Annotated in this window: 17 protein-coding genes and 1 riboswitch; of the genes, 3 read left to right on the plus strand and 14 right to left on the minus strand. The window is 31.4% G+C overall.

From position 1 onward, the window contains the following. The first annotated feature begins 50 nt into the window (after positions 1-50). A riboswitch (cyclic di-AMP (ydaO/yuaA leader) is annotated at positions 51-172 on the plus strand. Continuing rightward, entirely contained in the window at positions 173-727 is a 555-nt protein-coding gene (locus ACWJKS_RS16970; protein WP_216302383.1) for a cell wall hydrolase, read from the plus strand. A gap of 130 nt (positions 728-857) precedes the next feature. On the opposite strand, the gene ACWJKS_RS16975 is transcribed toward ACWJKS_RS16970, so the two are convergent. Together ACWJKS_RS16975 and trxA are read right to left on the minus strand one after the other, a co-directional pair. Beyond that, positions 858-1,727, minus strand: coding sequence for an NAD(P)/FAD-dependent oxidoreductase (locus tag ACWJKS_RS16975; RefSeq protein WP_216302382.1), 870 nt, complete (start codon positions 1,725-1,727; stop codon positions 858-860). A gap of 210 nt (positions 1,728-1,937) precedes the next feature. Further along, the gene (gene trxA, locus ACWJKS_RS16980) at positions 1,938-2,255 is read right to left on the minus strand and encodes a thioredoxin (RefSeq protein ID WP_216302381.1); all 318 of its coding nucleotides are present in this window, start codon (positions 2,253-2,255) and stop codon (positions 1,938-1,940) included. Positions 2,256-2,813: 558 nt separating this feature from the next. Between trxA and ACWJKS_RS16985 the strand changes: the two genes are divergently transcribed. Further along, positions 2,814-3,593 (plus strand): DUF3048 C-terminal domain-containing protein, encoded by a 780-nt coding sequence (locus ACWJKS_RS16985; RefSeq protein ID WP_216302380.1) that lies wholly within the window; start codon positions 2,814-2,816, stop codon positions 3,591-3,593. Positions 3,594-3,767: 174 nt separating this feature from the next. On the opposite strand, the gene cwlD is transcribed toward ACWJKS_RS16985, so the two are convergent. Further along, a complete protein-coding gene (cwlD, locus tag ACWJKS_RS16990; protein WP_220286298.1) occupies positions 3,768-4,481 on the minus strand; it encodes an N-acetylmuramoyl-L-alanine amidase CwlD in 714 nt (237 codons plus the stop codon). 224 nt (positions 4,482-4,705) lie between these two features. Beyond that, entirely contained in the window at positions 4,706-6,322 is a 1,617-nt protein-coding gene (locus ACWJKS_RS16995) for a Na/Pi cotransporter family protein (protein WP_216302378.1), read from the minus strand. A 393-nt stretch (positions 6,323-6,715) separates the two neighbouring features. Here ACWJKS_RS16995 and ACWJKS_RS17000 point away from each other — a divergent pair, with 393 nt between their 5' ends. Then, complete coding sequence (locus tag ACWJKS_RS17000; RefSeq protein WP_220286296.1) at positions 6,716-7,360, plus strand: superoxide dismutase; 645 nt, start codon at positions 6,716-6,718, stop codon at positions 7,358-7,360. A gap of 116 nt (positions 7,361-7,476) precedes the next feature. Here the strand turns inward: ACWJKS_RS17000 and rpsI are convergent, their stop codons facing one another. From rpsI to rpsK, 10 genes are all read right to left on the minus strand, one after another. After that, positions 7,477-7,869 carry a 30S ribosomal protein S9 gene (rpsI, locus tag ACWJKS_RS17005; protein ID WP_165414269.1) on the minus strand — a complete coding sequence of 131 codons (393 nt, stop codon included), beginning with the start codon at positions 7,867-7,869 and terminating at the stop codon, positions 7,477-7,479. A gap of 24 nt (positions 7,870-7,893) precedes the next feature. Beyond that, positions 7,894-8,328, minus strand: a complete 435-nt coding sequence (gene rplM / locus ACWJKS_RS17010; protein WP_165414268.1) for a 50S ribosomal protein L13 — start codon at positions 8,326-8,328, stop codon at positions 7,894-7,896. 164 nt (positions 8,329-8,492) lie between these two features. Further along, positions 8,493-9,233 (minus strand): tRNA pseudouridine(38-40) synthase TruA, encoded by a 741-nt coding sequence (gene truA, locus ACWJKS_RS17015; protein ID WP_165414267.1) that lies wholly within the window; start codon positions 9,231-9,233, stop codon positions 8,493-8,495. A gap of 62 nt (positions 9,234-9,295) precedes the next feature. Continuing rightward, a complete protein-coding gene (locus tag ACWJKS_RS17020) occupies positions 9,296-10,099 on the minus strand; it encodes an energy-coupling factor transporter transmembrane component T family protein (protein ID WP_216302376.1) in 804 nt (267 codons plus the stop codon). A gap of 78 nt (positions 10,100-10,177) precedes the next feature. Beyond that, the gene (locus ACWJKS_RS17025; RefSeq protein ID WP_165414265.1) at positions 10,178-11,032 is read right to left on the minus strand and encodes an energy-coupling factor transporter ATPase; all 855 of its coding nucleotides are present in this window, start codon (positions 11,030-11,032) and stop codon (positions 10,178-10,180) included. Continuing rightward, on the minus strand, positions 11,017-11,862 hold the full coding sequence (locus tag ACWJKS_RS17030) for an energy-coupling factor transporter ATPase (RefSeq protein ID WP_216302375.1): 846 nt from the start codon (positions 11,860-11,862) through the stop codon (positions 11,017-11,019). The genes ACWJKS_RS17025 and ACWJKS_RS17030 overlap by 16 nt, the downstream gene beginning before the upstream one ends. Positions 11,863-11,942: 80 nt before the next feature. Further along, complete coding sequence (gene rplQ / locus ACWJKS_RS17035; protein ID WP_165414263.1) at positions 11,943-12,284, minus strand: 50S ribosomal protein L17; 342 nt, start codon at positions 12,282-12,284, stop codon at positions 11,943-11,945. 12 nt (positions 12,285-12,296) lie between these two features. Beyond that, a complete protein-coding gene (locus ACWJKS_RS17040; RefSeq protein WP_216302374.1) occupies positions 12,297-13,244 on the minus strand; it encodes a DNA-directed RNA polymerase subunit alpha in 948 nt (315 codons plus the stop codon). A gap of 63 nt (positions 13,245-13,307) precedes the next feature. Continuing rightward, complete coding sequence (gene rpsD / locus ACWJKS_RS17045; protein WP_165414261.1) at positions 13,308-13,928, minus strand: 30S ribosomal protein S4; 621 nt, start codon at positions 13,926-13,928, stop codon at positions 13,308-13,310. 57 nt (positions 13,929-13,985) lie between these two features. Then, positions 13,986-14,378 (minus strand): 30S ribosomal protein S11, encoded by a 393-nt coding sequence (gene rpsK, locus ACWJKS_RS17050; RefSeq protein WP_165414260.1) that lies wholly within the window; start codon positions 14,376-14,378, stop codon positions 13,986-13,988. Between the last annotated feature and the right edge of the window lie 9 nt (positions 14,379-14,387).

Below are 14,387 nucleotides of genomic sequence, written 5' to 3' on the forward strand. Positions count from 1 at the left end.
TTTTCGTTATAATATAAAAATTTAGCGTATTATTTTCGTACTCTTGGTCACACTATTATTAGCCGAAGTAAAAAATACGGAGGAACCAAGCATTTGGGGTGAATCACTTATTGTGTAGGTTAAACCTTTCCCGAACCCGTCAGCTAACTCCGTAGGCAAAAGGAGAGATACTATGAAAAAATTTGCTTTTTTATCTTGTATGCTAACATTATTATTAGTATTGCCTAGTTTAAGAGTAAATGGTAAAAATTTATACTCATTTGATTCAGAAATTAAAGATTTATATAACGATAAACTAGAAGCAGTCGCAGTATTTAAACAGTCAAATAGCTCAATTTACATTACTGATAACGACATTTATTTAATGTCGCAAGTTGTATACGCCGAGAGTTGTGGTGAACCTGATATCGGCAAACTCGCAGTAGCATCCGTTATACTAAATCGTGCTCGTGATGGTCATTTCCCAAAATCTATTTCTGGTGTTATAAATCAAAAAAACGCTTTTTCTTGTGTTAAAGATGGGAAAATAATTCACAATGGCAAAGCGAATGTTATTCCCGATTCTGCTTGTTACACTGCTGTATTAGATGCATTAAAAGGTAAAGATCCTACATATAATGCTGTTTTCTTTTATAACCCTGAAATATCTACTTCTCAGTGGATGATAGGTATAAAAAAAACAAATGTAAAAACTATAGGAAATCATGTTTTCTTTGTAGTTAAATAAAAAAAAACTGTAGTTATAAGCTACAGCCAGGTAGCTCACTTTAGTTAATTCTAGCTACAGCTAGTTCTAACTACAGTTAGCTACCTAATTTTATTGTTAATAACATAAAAATAAATAGTCAGCATCTATCTTATTTATTTTTATGTTCTTTATCTAAATAGGTAACTGCACTTAATGCTGCTACTAATCCTTCACCTGCAGCCTTAATATACTGATATGGCTTACCTATGCAGTCGCCTGCTGCAAAACATCCTTCTATATTGGTTTTCATACTTCTATCAACTTTTATATGTCCCTCTTCGATTTCAAGACCTGGCACCAATTGACTAGGAGACACACTATCTCTTAGCATGAAAATTCCATCTGTAGTTATCTCGCCCTTCTCTAAAATAACCTTAGTTACCACATCCTCACCAACTATTTCTAAAGGCTTATTTTTTATTATCTCCACGTTAGAATTTAAATCGTATTCCCCTTTGTACATAGGGATATAATATGTTTTTCCACTCAATTCACTTACATAATTAGTTTCTTCTTCACTTTCTTTATTATATCCGACTATAACAACTGTTTTTCCTTTATATAATGGAGCATCGCAAGTAGCACAGTACCCTACTCCTTTTCCTAAAAACTCTTCTTCTCCTTTTAATGCTTTCGTGTATTCTATCCCCGTAGCTAAAATTATTGCTTTAGCCTCATATATTTTTTCATTTACCATCAAAGCAAAATAATCCCCCATGGCATAAACATTATTTATTCTCTCATTTACAATACCTATCCCCATGGCAGCAACATGTGCTGCAAATTCATTCTTAAGGTCCTTTCCTGAAACGTTATAGAACCCTAAAAAATTGTTTACCTTTGCTGCTTTTACTAGCTTTGGACTTAATTCTTTGCTTCCAAAAATTATTATGTTTTTATTTCTAATTTTAGCACTAATAGCTGCTTCAAGGCCTGCTGGGCCTGTTCCAATTATAGCTATATCATATCTCTCACCCATAATTTCTCCTCCTTATGTTTTTATCCTAGTATCTGCCATTCTACTTATTTGTCCCTATGATAAATAAAAATTCTTCACTTAGAAAATGGAGATATTTATTTAAATTATAAAAATTTAAAATATCTATCTCCAAACATTTCTATTTAATACTTACATTACTTTATTTAACTTTATTACCATATCAATCATCATTTTTAGTGCTGTAATATTTTATATATGATTTTCTATTATTTTCTTTAAGTCTGCTTTAGGTCTGAATCCTACCATAGTTTCTTTAACTGCTTCTTTGCTAAATACCATAACTGTTGGAATACTTGAAATTTTATACTTTGATGATATCATAGGACTCTCATCTACATTTACTTTTGCAAATTTAACTTTTGTTCCCATTTCCTTTGCTAATTCTTCAATTACTGGAGTCAACATTTTACAAGGTCCACACCAAGGCGCCCAAAAATCAACTACAACTATATTATCTGAATTTCCAATTTCCTCATTAAAATTTTTATCATTAACTTCTTTAATCATATTATTACCTCCAATTATTATACCCCACCAGGGTATATTTATAGCTTAATTGTATACCTTATTATTTTACTAGTCAATAATATTTCAAACTTAAATCTGTTGGATTTAAATTTTTTTTGTATAACTGTCATTGTTGTAAAATTTCTAAATTTATATACACATTTCAGAATTAGTATACCCAAACCAAATCTTAAAAATGTCCGAAATACCTTTGTATTGTTATTTATTTTTATGTTCCTAACATCTTTTTCACTATAGCATTATTATATTGTGTTTTTTTATTCTTACTTATACTTTGATTGTACTTATGATTAATCTAATTATATCACAGGATTTATTTTTTTTAATATAATTAGATTAATAATAATACAAAATATATTATTATTTTGTATTAAAATTTTAATTATTTCATATTATGATATTAATGCCACTAATTATAAAGAGGTTCTCTGAATAAAGAAAATCTCGTTAATCTTCTAATAATTTTACTACTTACGACCTGTTCCTAGTTAAATAAGACTATTAAAATATTATATATAGACACTATGGGAGGACCTTATGGCAAAGAAAAATTTTACTTTTATCATATATTTTTTAAGTTCTATTTTAGTATTAGTTCTTTCACTATTTGTTTATAGGTTTACTATGCATATTTGTTACCTTAATTTACATGATCAAATAACTACACCAAAATATACAGGTGAAAGAGTTTCTAAAACTTATTCTGCCCAGCTCAAAAAAATTGCAACTTTTATTAATACTACTAATGAACCATCTATTAAGGGACTTAGTAATGCAGATTTGATCCTTGAGTTTTTAAGTAAGTCTAATGGCCTTACTTATAAAGCTATGTTTAGCCAAGAAAGTGCTAAAAATGTTAGTTCAACAATTAATTTAAAAGATTATTGTAATTCATATTTACCAATATTAAAATTTTCCAATAACGTTGAAACAAAAGCCCTTAAAGGTATCAATGCAACTTCCATTTTTATAAGTTTTAATGAAGATTCATCTTCAAATTTTTTATATCAAAATGGAGAGTATTATCATTATAGAGGCTTAAACATTGATAATGATAATAATACTCCTGTAAAGCTAACTAATGTTATTGTGCAATTTGTACACGGTAACATTGTAAATGATGAAACCTTAGCTTCATCTGAATCTTGTGGCACCGGATTATTGTTTTGTAGCGGAAAAGCTCAAGATATTAAATGGGATAGGAAGAATAATTCTAAAATAAATATTACAGACCGAAAAGGAGACCCTATTTCACTAATGCCAGGCCCTACATGGTGGACTTTTATTGATGAAACCTCTTCTATAGCCTACGATTAGCAATTAAATTATCCTTTTTAAATCTGTTCATCGTCATCTTCAAAGCTGTATTATTATGAAAATTTAATTACAAACCAAAAAGCATATTTCTAAAATAATATGCCTTTTTAGGTTACCCACATTTAAATAAGTATTATTATTCAAACTAGTCCAAACTTGCTCCATTATACTTATTTACTCTTTTGGATTACTTTTAAAAAACTCGTCTACAGATTTGCTTATGGAGTCTGCAATTTTTCTTTGATATTCATCTGACTTTAATTTTTGTTCTTCTTCATTGTTTGATAAAAATCCACATTCCACTATAACGCTTGGCATATTGTCATTCACCCTTAATAACTTGTAAGCATTTTTAGCAGGCTTCTGTATTCTCTTATTATTGGGATCCAAATCTACCCTAAGGTTTTTTTGAATTGTACTAGCTAATGTAACGCTATCTTTATAATCTGAGTACCATACTTGTGCTCCATAATATTTACTCTGTGAAAAATAATTTAAATGAACGCTAATTAACATATCACAATTACTTGATTTCTTTAAATCACATCTATTTTTTAAATCTTCATTGTAATTTGACCTTATAGTTCCACTTTTTGAATAAGATCCTGTATCTTCTTCTCTTGTCATAACTACCTCATATCCTGCTTTTTTTAAGCTCTCTTTAAGCTTTTTTGCTATACTTAAATTTATATCTTTTTCTACAGTACCATTTTGAGAGCTTGTGCCACCATCCATCCCTCCATGTCCGGCATCGATGAGTATTTTTTTATTCCCTTTACTAGCATTCATAGTTTCTTTTGAAAAGCTTAGATTTACGCCTATAAAGCCTACCATCCCTACAATGATTACTATGATAATTGCTACTAATTTGTTATTTTTATACCTCAATTCATCCACCCTTTTATTTATTAATATATGTTAACTTTATTCAACTTGCAGATGATTTATTAGTATTTTCATATTTGCTTTAGATCCTTTTTTATAAAAATCTATATGCAGTATTTATATTTACAATTTAACGGAAAACAAAAAGCACCCGCTAAAAATTATAGCGACTGCTTTCTGCTTTCCTCAAGTTATATGTAAATATATTTCACTTATATAAATTATGATTATTTGTTTATTACCACTTCTGCGATATTGGTTGCATGATCTCCTATTCTTTCAAAATTGCTAATAATATCTAGGTACATTGTCCCAACTGTAGCCCCGCATCCGCTACTATTTAATCTTCTTATATGTGATGATCTTAATTCGTTTTCTAAACTGTCAATTCTACTTTCTATTGCCATAACGGATTCTGCTTTCATAATATCATTGTTTTCAAAACTCTCAATACTAATTTCTAGGGCATTTACTATGTATTTATACATTCCATCTAACTCTTCTATAGCTTCTTTTGAGAATTTCAAATTCTTTTGAATCTTTTCACTAGTTAAATCCACTAAATTTTCAGCATGATCTCCTATACGCTCTATATCATTTACTACATTGAACATAGAAGTTACTATTTTAGTTTGTTCCTCCGATAATTGTGTTGATGAAAGCTTTACTAAATATGATGTAATTTCATCTTCAAGTAAGTTTATTAATTTTTCATTTTCATAAACAGTTCTTATATTACTTTCGTTATTGTTAGTAAAACACTCCATAGCAAGCTGTACATTTTCTTTTGCTAAGTTAGCCATTCTAACTACCTCTTGCGATGTTTGCCCAACCGCAATAACTGGTGTCTCTAGTAATCTATCATCTATATACTTAACCCCCATTATTACAACTTCATCTTCTCCAGGTATAATCTTGTTAACAAGTAAAACGAGATATCTAATAAATGGCACCATAATTATGGTATTTGTTATATTAAATATTGTATGGGCATTCGCAATTTGTCTTTTTATACCTATACTCCCACCCGGTGTTATAACTTGTACAAGTTGTATTACTGGGTTTATTAGTGGAATAAAAATTAATGTACCAAATATATTAAAAAACAGATGTATTAGAGCTGCTTTCTTTGCTGTTTTAGACGTTCCTATACTCGATAATAAAGCCGTTATACATGTGCCTATATTATTACCAAATAAAATTGGTACCGCCACTCCGAGTGGCAGTGCTGATGTAGAAGCTAATGCTACTAAAATACCCGTGGACGCAGAAGAACTTTGGAGTACTGAAGTCATAAGTACTCCTGTTAAAATTGCTAAGATAGTATTTCCTTCCAATTTCATTATTAAAGTTGCAAAAGCTGGCGAATTGGCTAGTGGAGACATAGCATTCTTCATTAATTCCATTCCTAAGAAAAGAATACCAAAGCCTAATATAATATTGCCTGTTTCCCTACCCTTTTTATCTTTTGAAAATAATATTGTTAAAGAACCTATTCCTAAAAATACTGGCATTATATTATCAAGTTTAAATGCAATTAGCTGCGCTGTTATAGTGGTTCCAACATTCGCTCCCATAATTACCGCCGCTGCCTGATATAGGTCCATAAGTCCTGCATTAACAAAACCAACTACCATTACTGTAGTTGCACTACTGCTTTGAATAACTGCTGTTATTGCAGCTCCTGTAGCTACACCTTTAATAGGATTAGATGTTATTTTATCAAATATCTTTTTGAGTTTTTCACCTGATGCATTTATTAACCCATCACCCATCATTTTCATTCCATATAAGAATAACCCGACGCCTCCGAAAAGGCCTATAACCATATTTATAGCCTGCATAAAATTCCTCCATGTCTAATGTATTATAAGTATTTTAATCATTCACACAAATAATACTATAGGTTTATACTTTATGTTAAGTAATTTACGACATATTTAACATAGACTTTAAAAAACTTAACACAAACATAACATATGAGGTATTTACTTTTAACGACATTCCAGAGGGGAAGTCTCCCACTTCTATAAGTGGTAGTTATATACCCTAACAAATAAAAACTTCAGTGGGAGTATAAAGCTCCTTCTAAAGTCGTCAATGCAGCTTCTTCAAAGCTGTTGCAGCTCCACAGGAGATGATTTAACTATCCATATAAAATAATATTATAATAAATTTCCATTACATATCATATAATTAAAATATAATGGAATAAAATATTTTATAGAGGTGATCTAATGTACAATTTAAAGCCTTACATTTTTGATTTTAAATCGGTGAATGGCTTTTCCAAGAAGCAGCTAGATGAGCATTACAAACTATATTCGGGTTACGTAAGCAAATTAAATGAAATTTGGAACATTCCCTATATACCCGGTAATTATACTGATAGCAATGCCACTTATTCCAAAATGCGCAGTTTAAAACTGGGCGAAACATATGCACTGAATGGGGTAAAGCTTCACAACCTTTATTTTGAAAACATGACTGGGGGAAGTAACACCCCTTATGGTCCCATATTTAATGCTATAATAAATCAGTTTGCGACCTATGATGATTTTATCTCCTATCTTACAAATGTAGGATTATCCATGAGAGGTTGGGTAGTTCTCTCTATTGATTCGCTTGATAGCAAATTACACATAATAGGAAGCGATTCACACGATACTGGAGCAGTATGGCAATCTTTCCCCATATTAGTAATGGATGTTTATGAGCATGCATATTTCATGGATTTTGGAACAGATAAGAAAAAATATATTTCTACATTTATTGAAAATATAAATTGGAGTATTTTAAATGACAGATTCGAAAAGTACGTTTTTTCAATGAGGTCCGCGAATATGAACCAACATAGATATTATCCATATAGTCTTTTTTAATAGATAACTTTCTAAACATTCGTCATCTATAGGTGATTTTAAATCATTTTATAAGTTTAAAAGAAATAAAAATCCCCCAAACATGATTGTTTGAGGGATTTTTGACTTTATAAAGACTATCTCTTTGAGAACTGAGATGCTTTTCTTGCTTTTTTAAGGCCGTATTTCTTTCTTTCTTTCATTCTTGGATCTCTTGTTAAAAATCCTGCTTTTTTAAGCTCTGGTCTTAAAGTTTCGTCAGCTTTTAATAAAGATCTAGAAATACCGTGTCTTATTGCTCCAGCTTGACCTGTATATCCACCACCATTTACATTAACTAGAATATCAAATTTATCTTTAGTTCCAGTTAATACTAAAGGTTGGTTAACTATAAGAATTAAAGTTTCTAATCCAAAATAATTTTCTATGTTTCTTTTGTTTATAACAATTTTACCTTCGCCAGGTACAAGTCTTACTCTAGCAACTGATTTTTTTCTTCTTCCTGTTCCTATATATTGAACCTTTGCCATTATGTATCCTCCCTCCGAATCTAATTAGTATTTAAGCACTAGTGGTTCTGGATTTTGTGCTTCATTTTTATGTTCTGATCCTCTGTATACAGTTAATTTTTTAAGTGTTTGACGACCTAATGGTCCCTTTGGAAGCATTCTTCTTACTGCTTCTTCAAAAATAAACTCAGGTTTTTTAACTATTGCTATTCTATATGGAACTTCTTTTAATCCACCTGGATAAAAAGAGTGATGTCTTAACATTTTTTGGTCTAATTTCTTACCAGTTAAAACTATCTTATCAGCATTTATTACAATTACAAAGTCACCTGTATCAACATGTGGTGTAAATGTTGGTTTGTGCTTTCCTCTTAATATAGCTGCTATTTGACTAGCTGCTCTTCCTAAAACTTTTCCTTCTACATCTACAACGAACCATTTTCTTTCTACTTCTAGTGGTTTTGCTAAGTATGATTTCATTATTTTCCCTCCCTGAACTTTTAACAATTAACTTCCTATGCTAAAGATCCGGGGCTAGTGGATCTTATACACGATATTTTATACAAACATTAATAAGTATAATACATTCTACCGGGTGTGTCAATGTTTTTACACGTGCTGTTTGAATTTTATTGATTTTTATTTTAATAAAAAACTTCCTCCAAACATAATCCCCCGGGTGGAGCAGATTTTCCAGCCTTTGCTCTCTCTTTTGACTCAATTATATCTTTAATTTCATTAGGTTTAATTTTTCCTTCTCCAACCCTAATTAGCGCTCCAACTATTATTCTAACCATATTATAAAGGAATCCGTCAGCAGCAATATATATTTTTATAAGTTCTTCATCCTTTATTATATCTAGTTGCGAAATAGTTCGTACAGAAGTTTTAACCGAACTGCCCAGATTTTTGAATGCAGAAAAATCATGAGTACCTATAAAATATAACGCCCCTAGTTTCATAGCATCTACATCTAATATCTCTTTATGGTTATATATGTAATTACGTCCTACGGCAACAGACTCTCGCCTATTAAGTATAGTGTAACTGTACCGCTTCCCTTTACTATTATACCTTGAATGAAACTCATATGGAACCTCAATAGAATGTAAAATCACAATATCTAAGGGGAGCTTACTATTTATAGCTCCTGTGAATTTTTCCGCAGATATTTTACTATCAGTATAAAAGTTTCCTGTATACCCTTTTGCATGAACTCCGGCATCTGTTCTACTAGACCCCGTAATTTGAGTTTTTTCACCTGTAATCTCTTCAATAGCAAGCTCTATTTTTTCTTGAATAGTTCTAACATTATTTTGCTTTTGCCTTTGCCAACCTGAATAGTTTGTTCCATCGTATTCTATTATGAGCTTTATATTTTTCACTATTCCACGTCCTTTTCTATTTATACCTAGGATTTAATAATCCTTTGCACTTTAGTAGAATATTATGTTCTACTAACAATAGTAATAATAAACAACAGTGTAAAAGCAAAACTTGCAACATAATCTTTTTTTGTTATCTTTAGTTGTTTCATTCTAGTTCTTCCTTCTCCACCTTTGTAACATCTTGATTCCATAGCCATTGCTAATTCATCAGCCCGTCTAAAAGAACTTATAAACAAGGGTACTAAAATAGGGATTAAACTTTTTGCTCTACTTATCAAATTCCCAGACTCAAAATCAGCACCTCTTGCCATTTGTGCTTTCATAATTTTATCAGTCTCATCCATAAGAGTGGGAATAAATCTTAATGCAATAGTCATCATCATTGCTAACTCATGGGCTGGCACGCCTATTCTTTTAAATGGATTTAAAAGATTTTCTATGCCATCTGTTAACTCTATTGGGGATGTAGTTAATGTCAATATTGATGTTCCCATAATTAAAAACACAAGTCTAAGAATCATAAACGCTGCAACTATTAGACCTTCTTTATAAACATTTATAAACCCATAGTGAAAAATTAAATTTAACTCTTTCCCGCTAGTCATAAAAATGTTTAATACTGCTGTAATAAGTAATAAAACTAAAATAGGCTTTAACCCATTATAAATGTACTTAAATGACAAATTAGCTATTATTATTGTGGCTAAAAGAAATATAATTATAAATAAATAGCCTATAAAATTATTTACCAAAAATAGGTCCACAATAAACAAAAGGGATATTAGTATCTTAAATCTTGGATCTAATTTATGTACAAAAGACTCCCCTGGTATATATTGACCTATTGTAATATCTTTGATCATACAAATTCCTCCACTGTGCTGAAAGAAGCACATATTACTGCTTTATATATGATGTCTTCTTAATACAAAAAATTTATACTAATTCTTTTTTAATATTCTAAGCAATTCTTGTTTAGCTTTTTCTAAGGTAAATATATCTTGTGATAAATCGAATCCTTTATTACGTAGTTCCCTAATTAAGTATGTTGCCTGTGGCACTGCTAGACCTACACTTTCTAATAATTCTATTTCACTAAATACCTTCTGTGGCGACCCGTCTAGAATACACTTTCCTTTATCCATTACTACAATTCTATTTGCAACCTTGGCCACATCTTCCATACTATGCGATACTAAAATTATAGTCATGTCATTTTGGTTGTACAATTCAACAAGCTTACTTAAGATATCGTCTCTTCCTTTTGGATCGAGTCCTGCAGTTGGTTCATCTAAAATTAAGACCTTTGGCTGCATAGCCACTACTCCTGCAATAGCTACTCTTCTCTTTTGACCACCACTTATTTCAAAAGGTGATTTGTCCTTATACTCTTCATAATCCAGTCCAACAATTTTCATAGCTCGCTGAACTCTTTTGTTTATTTCATCATTATCTAAGCCTAAATTTTGTGGCCCAAAAGCAATGTCTTTTTCAATAGTTTCTTCAAAAAGTTGATATTCAGGATACTGAAATACTAGTCCAACCTTTTTTCTTATGTTTGTCAATTTCACATTTTTGTTTGTTATATCTATGTCGTCTACTAATATTCTACCTGATGTTGGTTTTAACAGTCCGTTTATATGTTGTATTAGGGTAGATTTCCCTGAACCTGTATGCCCAATTAGTGCTACAAATTCCCCTTGCTTTATTTCTATAGATACATTATCTATAGCTTTTTTTTCAAAAGGAGTTTTTGGCATATATATATACGTTAAGTTTTCTATTTTAATTGACATAATGCATTCACCATCTCATTTATAGTTAATATATCTGTTTCTATATTAATACCACTTTGCTTAAGTTCATACGCTAGTTCTGTCACCATTGGAACATCTAAACCTATTTTTTTCATAACAGGTACATTTCTAAATATTTCTTTAGGTTTTCCATTCATTACGATTTTGCCACTATCCATAACTACAATTCTATCAGCGTCTACTGATTCTTCCATGTTGTGGGTTATTAAAATTATTGTTATGCCATGTTTTTTGTTTATTTCTTTAATAGTTCTAATAACTTCTTTTCTCCCAAATGGATCAAGCATAGCTGTTGGTTCATCAAAAACAATACACTTCGGCCTCATAGCAAGAATACCAGCGATAGCTACCCTTTGTTTTTGACCACCTGAAAGTAAATGTGGAGCATGTTTTGTATATTCGTACATTTTTACATTTTTTAATGATTCATCCACTCTTTGTCTAATTTCTTTAGGATCTAGGCCTAAGTTCTCTGGACCAAATGCTACATCTTCTTCTACAATCGTTGCAACAATTTGATTATCTGGATTTTGAAATACCATGCCAGCTACATTCCTAATTTTCCATAGATTAGATTCTACAGAGGTTTGCAATCCATCTACATAGATTTCCCCTTCAGTTGGTATTAAAAGTGCATTTACATGTTTAGCAAAGGTAGATTTTCCTGAGCCGTTATGACCTAATACTACTAGAAATTCACCCTTGTTAACCTCTAAATCTAATCCATCTATGGCTACTTTAGGTTGTTCATCTTCACTTCGAGGGTACTTATAAACAAGTTTATTACATATAACCATTTTTTCACCCATAAGTGTCACTCCCTACGTTTATAAATATGAATATGAAAATGGGGATTAAGTTTGTTCCCACTTAATCCCCTTTTCTCAAACTATACTAATTCTATTATGCTCATTTCTGCTGCGTCGCCTCTTCTTGGACCCATTTTCATTATCCTAGTATATCCGCCGTTTCTCTCAGCATACTTGGGTGCAATATTCTCAAATAAATCTTTAACAACGCTTTCTTCAGTAATAAATGCAAGTGCTTGCCTTCTAGCATGAAGATCTCCTCTTTTTCCAAGAGTTATCATTCTTTCAGCAAATTTTCTAGTTTCTTTTGCTCTAGTTACTGTAGTTTCAATTTTTCCATATTTCAACAAATTAGTTGCAAGACTTCTAAACATTGCAATTCTTTGATCAGTGGCGCGTCCTAATTTACGATATTGTGCCATGTGTTCTCCTCCTTACTCTTCAGTTAGTTTTAAGTTCAAACTCAAAGCTTGAAGTTTCTGTTCAACTTCTTCAAGTGATTTCTTACCTAAATTTCTAACTTTCATCATATCATCCATTGATCTTTCTGTTAGTTCTTGAACTGTATTAATTCCAGCTCTTTTTAAGCAATTATAGCTTCTAACGGAAAGGTCAAGTTCTTCAATAGTCATCTCAAGAACTTTTTCTTTCTTATCTTCTTCTTTTTCAACCATTATTTCAACATTATCAGCATGATCTGTTAATGTCATAAATAACTTAAAGTGTTCGATAAGGATTTTAGCTGATAAACCAATAGCTTCATCTGGTCTAATTGTTCCATTAGTCCAAATTTCAATAGTTAATTTATCATAATCAGTAATCTGGCCTACTCTAGTGTTTTCAACAGCAAAATTTACTCTCTTAACTGGAGTGTAAATTGAATCTACTGGTATTGTAGCTATTGGCAATTCATCTGTCTTGTTTTTACTCATAGACACATATCCTCTACCTTTGTTAACAGTTAGTTCCATGTATAATTTAGCATCATCATCTAATGTTGCTATATGTAAATCGGTATTAACGACTTCTATATCTCCATCAGTATTAATATCTGCTCCAGTAACTACTCCAGGTCCTTTAGCATCAATATAAATTGTTTTAGGACCTTCTCCCTCCATTTTAAGTGCTAAGCTTTTGATGTTTAGAATTAATTCTGTAACATCTTCTTTAACACCTTTAACAGTGGAGAATTCGTGAAGTACTGTATCAATCTTAACTGCACTTGTAGCAACTCCAGGTAATGAAGAAAGAAGAATTCTTCTTAATGCATTCCCTAAAGTTATACCATAGCCTCTTTCCAATGGTTCAATTACGAATCTACCATAAGAACCATCTTCAGCTGTTTCTACACATTCTATTTTTGGCTTTTCTATCTCTAACATAATAAACCCTCCTCTTTTTTAATTGGCAACCTATTATGAGGGCAACTGATTCTATATTAATGACTATTTGCTGTATAACTCGACGATTAACGTTTCATTAACAGGAACATCTATATCTTCCCTAGTTGGTTGTGCTAAAACTTTTCCTTCAAATTTCTCTAAGTTAGCTTCTAACCAATTTGGTAAAGCTTTAGGGTTTTCAATGAAAACCTTAAACTTCTCAGTAGCTCTGCTCTTTTCACATGCAGATACTACTTCATTTGCTGTTAAACTGTAAGAAGGAATATCTACCTTTTTACCATTAACTAAGAAATGTCCGTGAGTTACTAGTTGCCTAGCTTCTTGTCTTGAATTTCCGTAACCCAATCTATAAACTACATTATCAAGTCTAACTTCTAAAAGTCTTAATAAGTTTTCACCTGTTATTCCTCTTAACTTGTCAGCTTTTTCATAGTATCTTCTAAATTGACTTTCAAGCACTCCGTATATTCTCTTAGCCTTTTGTTTTTCTCTCAATTGTAATCCATAATTAGACATTTTTTTCTTACTCTGTCCATGTTGTCCTGGTGCATAGCCTCTTCTGGCAAATGCACATTTATCTGTAAAGCATCTATCACCCTTAAGGTTTAGCTTCATGCCTTCTCTTCTACAAAGTCTACAAGTAGCTCCAGTATATCTTGCCATTCAAATTACACCTCCTATTTACTCTACTAATTAATCTACTAATTACTATATTAAGTACTATACTCTTCTTCTTTTCGGTGGTCTACATCCATTATGTGGAATTGGAGTAACGTCTTTGATTAAAGTAATTTCTAATCCAGCCGCTTGAAGTGATCTAATTGCCGCTTCTCTACCTGCTCCTGGTCCTTTAACGAATACGTCAACACTCTTTAATCCGTGCTCCATAGCTGCTTTTGTAGCAGCTTCTGCTGCCATTTGAGCTGCAAATGGAGTACTCTTTCTTGATCCTCTAAAACCTAATCCACCTGCACTTGCCCAAGATAAAGCATTACCAGCTGCATCTGTAAGTGTAACGATGGAATTATTGAAAGTAGACTTTATGTGTGCACAACCGTGCTCAACATTTTTTCTTTCTTTTTTTCTTCTACTTCTTTTAACTTTTTGAGCCATTACATTCCC

The organism is Clostridium sp. CM038, from assembly GCF_055081105.1.

Coding starts and splice junctions, on each gene's coding strand:
- ACWJKS_RS16985 (WP_216302380.1), top strand. CDS start 2,814: ATGGCAAAGAAAAATTTTACTTTTATCATATATTTTTTAAGTTCTATT.
- ACWJKS_RS16970 (WP_216302383.1), top strand. CDS start 173: ATGAAAAAATTTGCTTTTTTATCTTGTATGCTAACATTATTATTAGTA.
- rplM (WP_165414268.1), bottom strand. CDS start 8,328: ATGAAATCATACTTAGCAAAACCACTAGAAGTAGAAAGAAAATGGTTC.
- rpsD (WP_165414261.1), bottom strand. CDS start 13,928: ATGGCAAGATATACTGGAGCTACTTGTAGACTTTGTAGAAGAGAAGGC.
- rpsI (WP_165414269.1), bottom strand. CDS start 7,869: ATGGCAAAGGTTCAATATATAGGAACAGGAAGAAGAAAAAAATCAGTT.
- ACWJKS_RS17040 (WP_216302374.1), bottom strand. CDS start 13,244: ATGTTAGAGATAGAAAAGCCAAAAATAGAATGTGTAGAAACAGCTGAA.
- rplQ (WP_165414263.1), bottom strand. CDS start 12,284: ATGGCACAATATCGTAAATTAGGACGCGCCACTGATCAAAGAATTGCA.
- ACWJKS_RS17025 (WP_165414265.1), bottom strand. CDS start 11,032: ATGTCAATTAAAATAGAAAACTTAACGTATATATATATGCCAAAAACT.
- ACWJKS_RS17020 (WP_216302376.1), bottom strand. CDS start 10,099: ATGATCAAAGATATTACAATAGGTCAATATATACCAGGGGAGTCTTTT.
- rpsK (WP_165414260.1), bottom strand. CDS start 14,378: ATGGCTCAAAAAGTTAAAAGAAGTAGAAGAAAAAAAGAAAGAAAAAAT.
- ACWJKS_RS16995 (WP_216302378.1), bottom strand. CDS start 6,322: ATGCAGGCTATAAATATGGTTATAGGCCTTTTCGGAGGCGTCGGGTTA.
- trxA (WP_216302381.1), bottom strand. CDS start 2,255: ATGATTAAAGAAGTTAATGATAAAAATTTTAATGAGGAAATTGGAAAT.
- ACWJKS_RS16975 (WP_216302382.1), bottom strand. CDS start 1,727: ATGGGTGAGAGATATGATATAGCTATAATTGGAACAGGCCCAGCAGGC.
- ACWJKS_RS17030 (WP_216302375.1), bottom strand. CDS start 11,862: ATGGGTGAAAAAATGGTTATATGTAATAAACTTGTTTATAAGTACCCT.
- ACWJKS_RS17000 (WP_220286296.1), top strand. CDS start 6,716: ATGTACAATTTAAAGCCTTACATTTTTGATTTTAAATCGGTGAATGGC.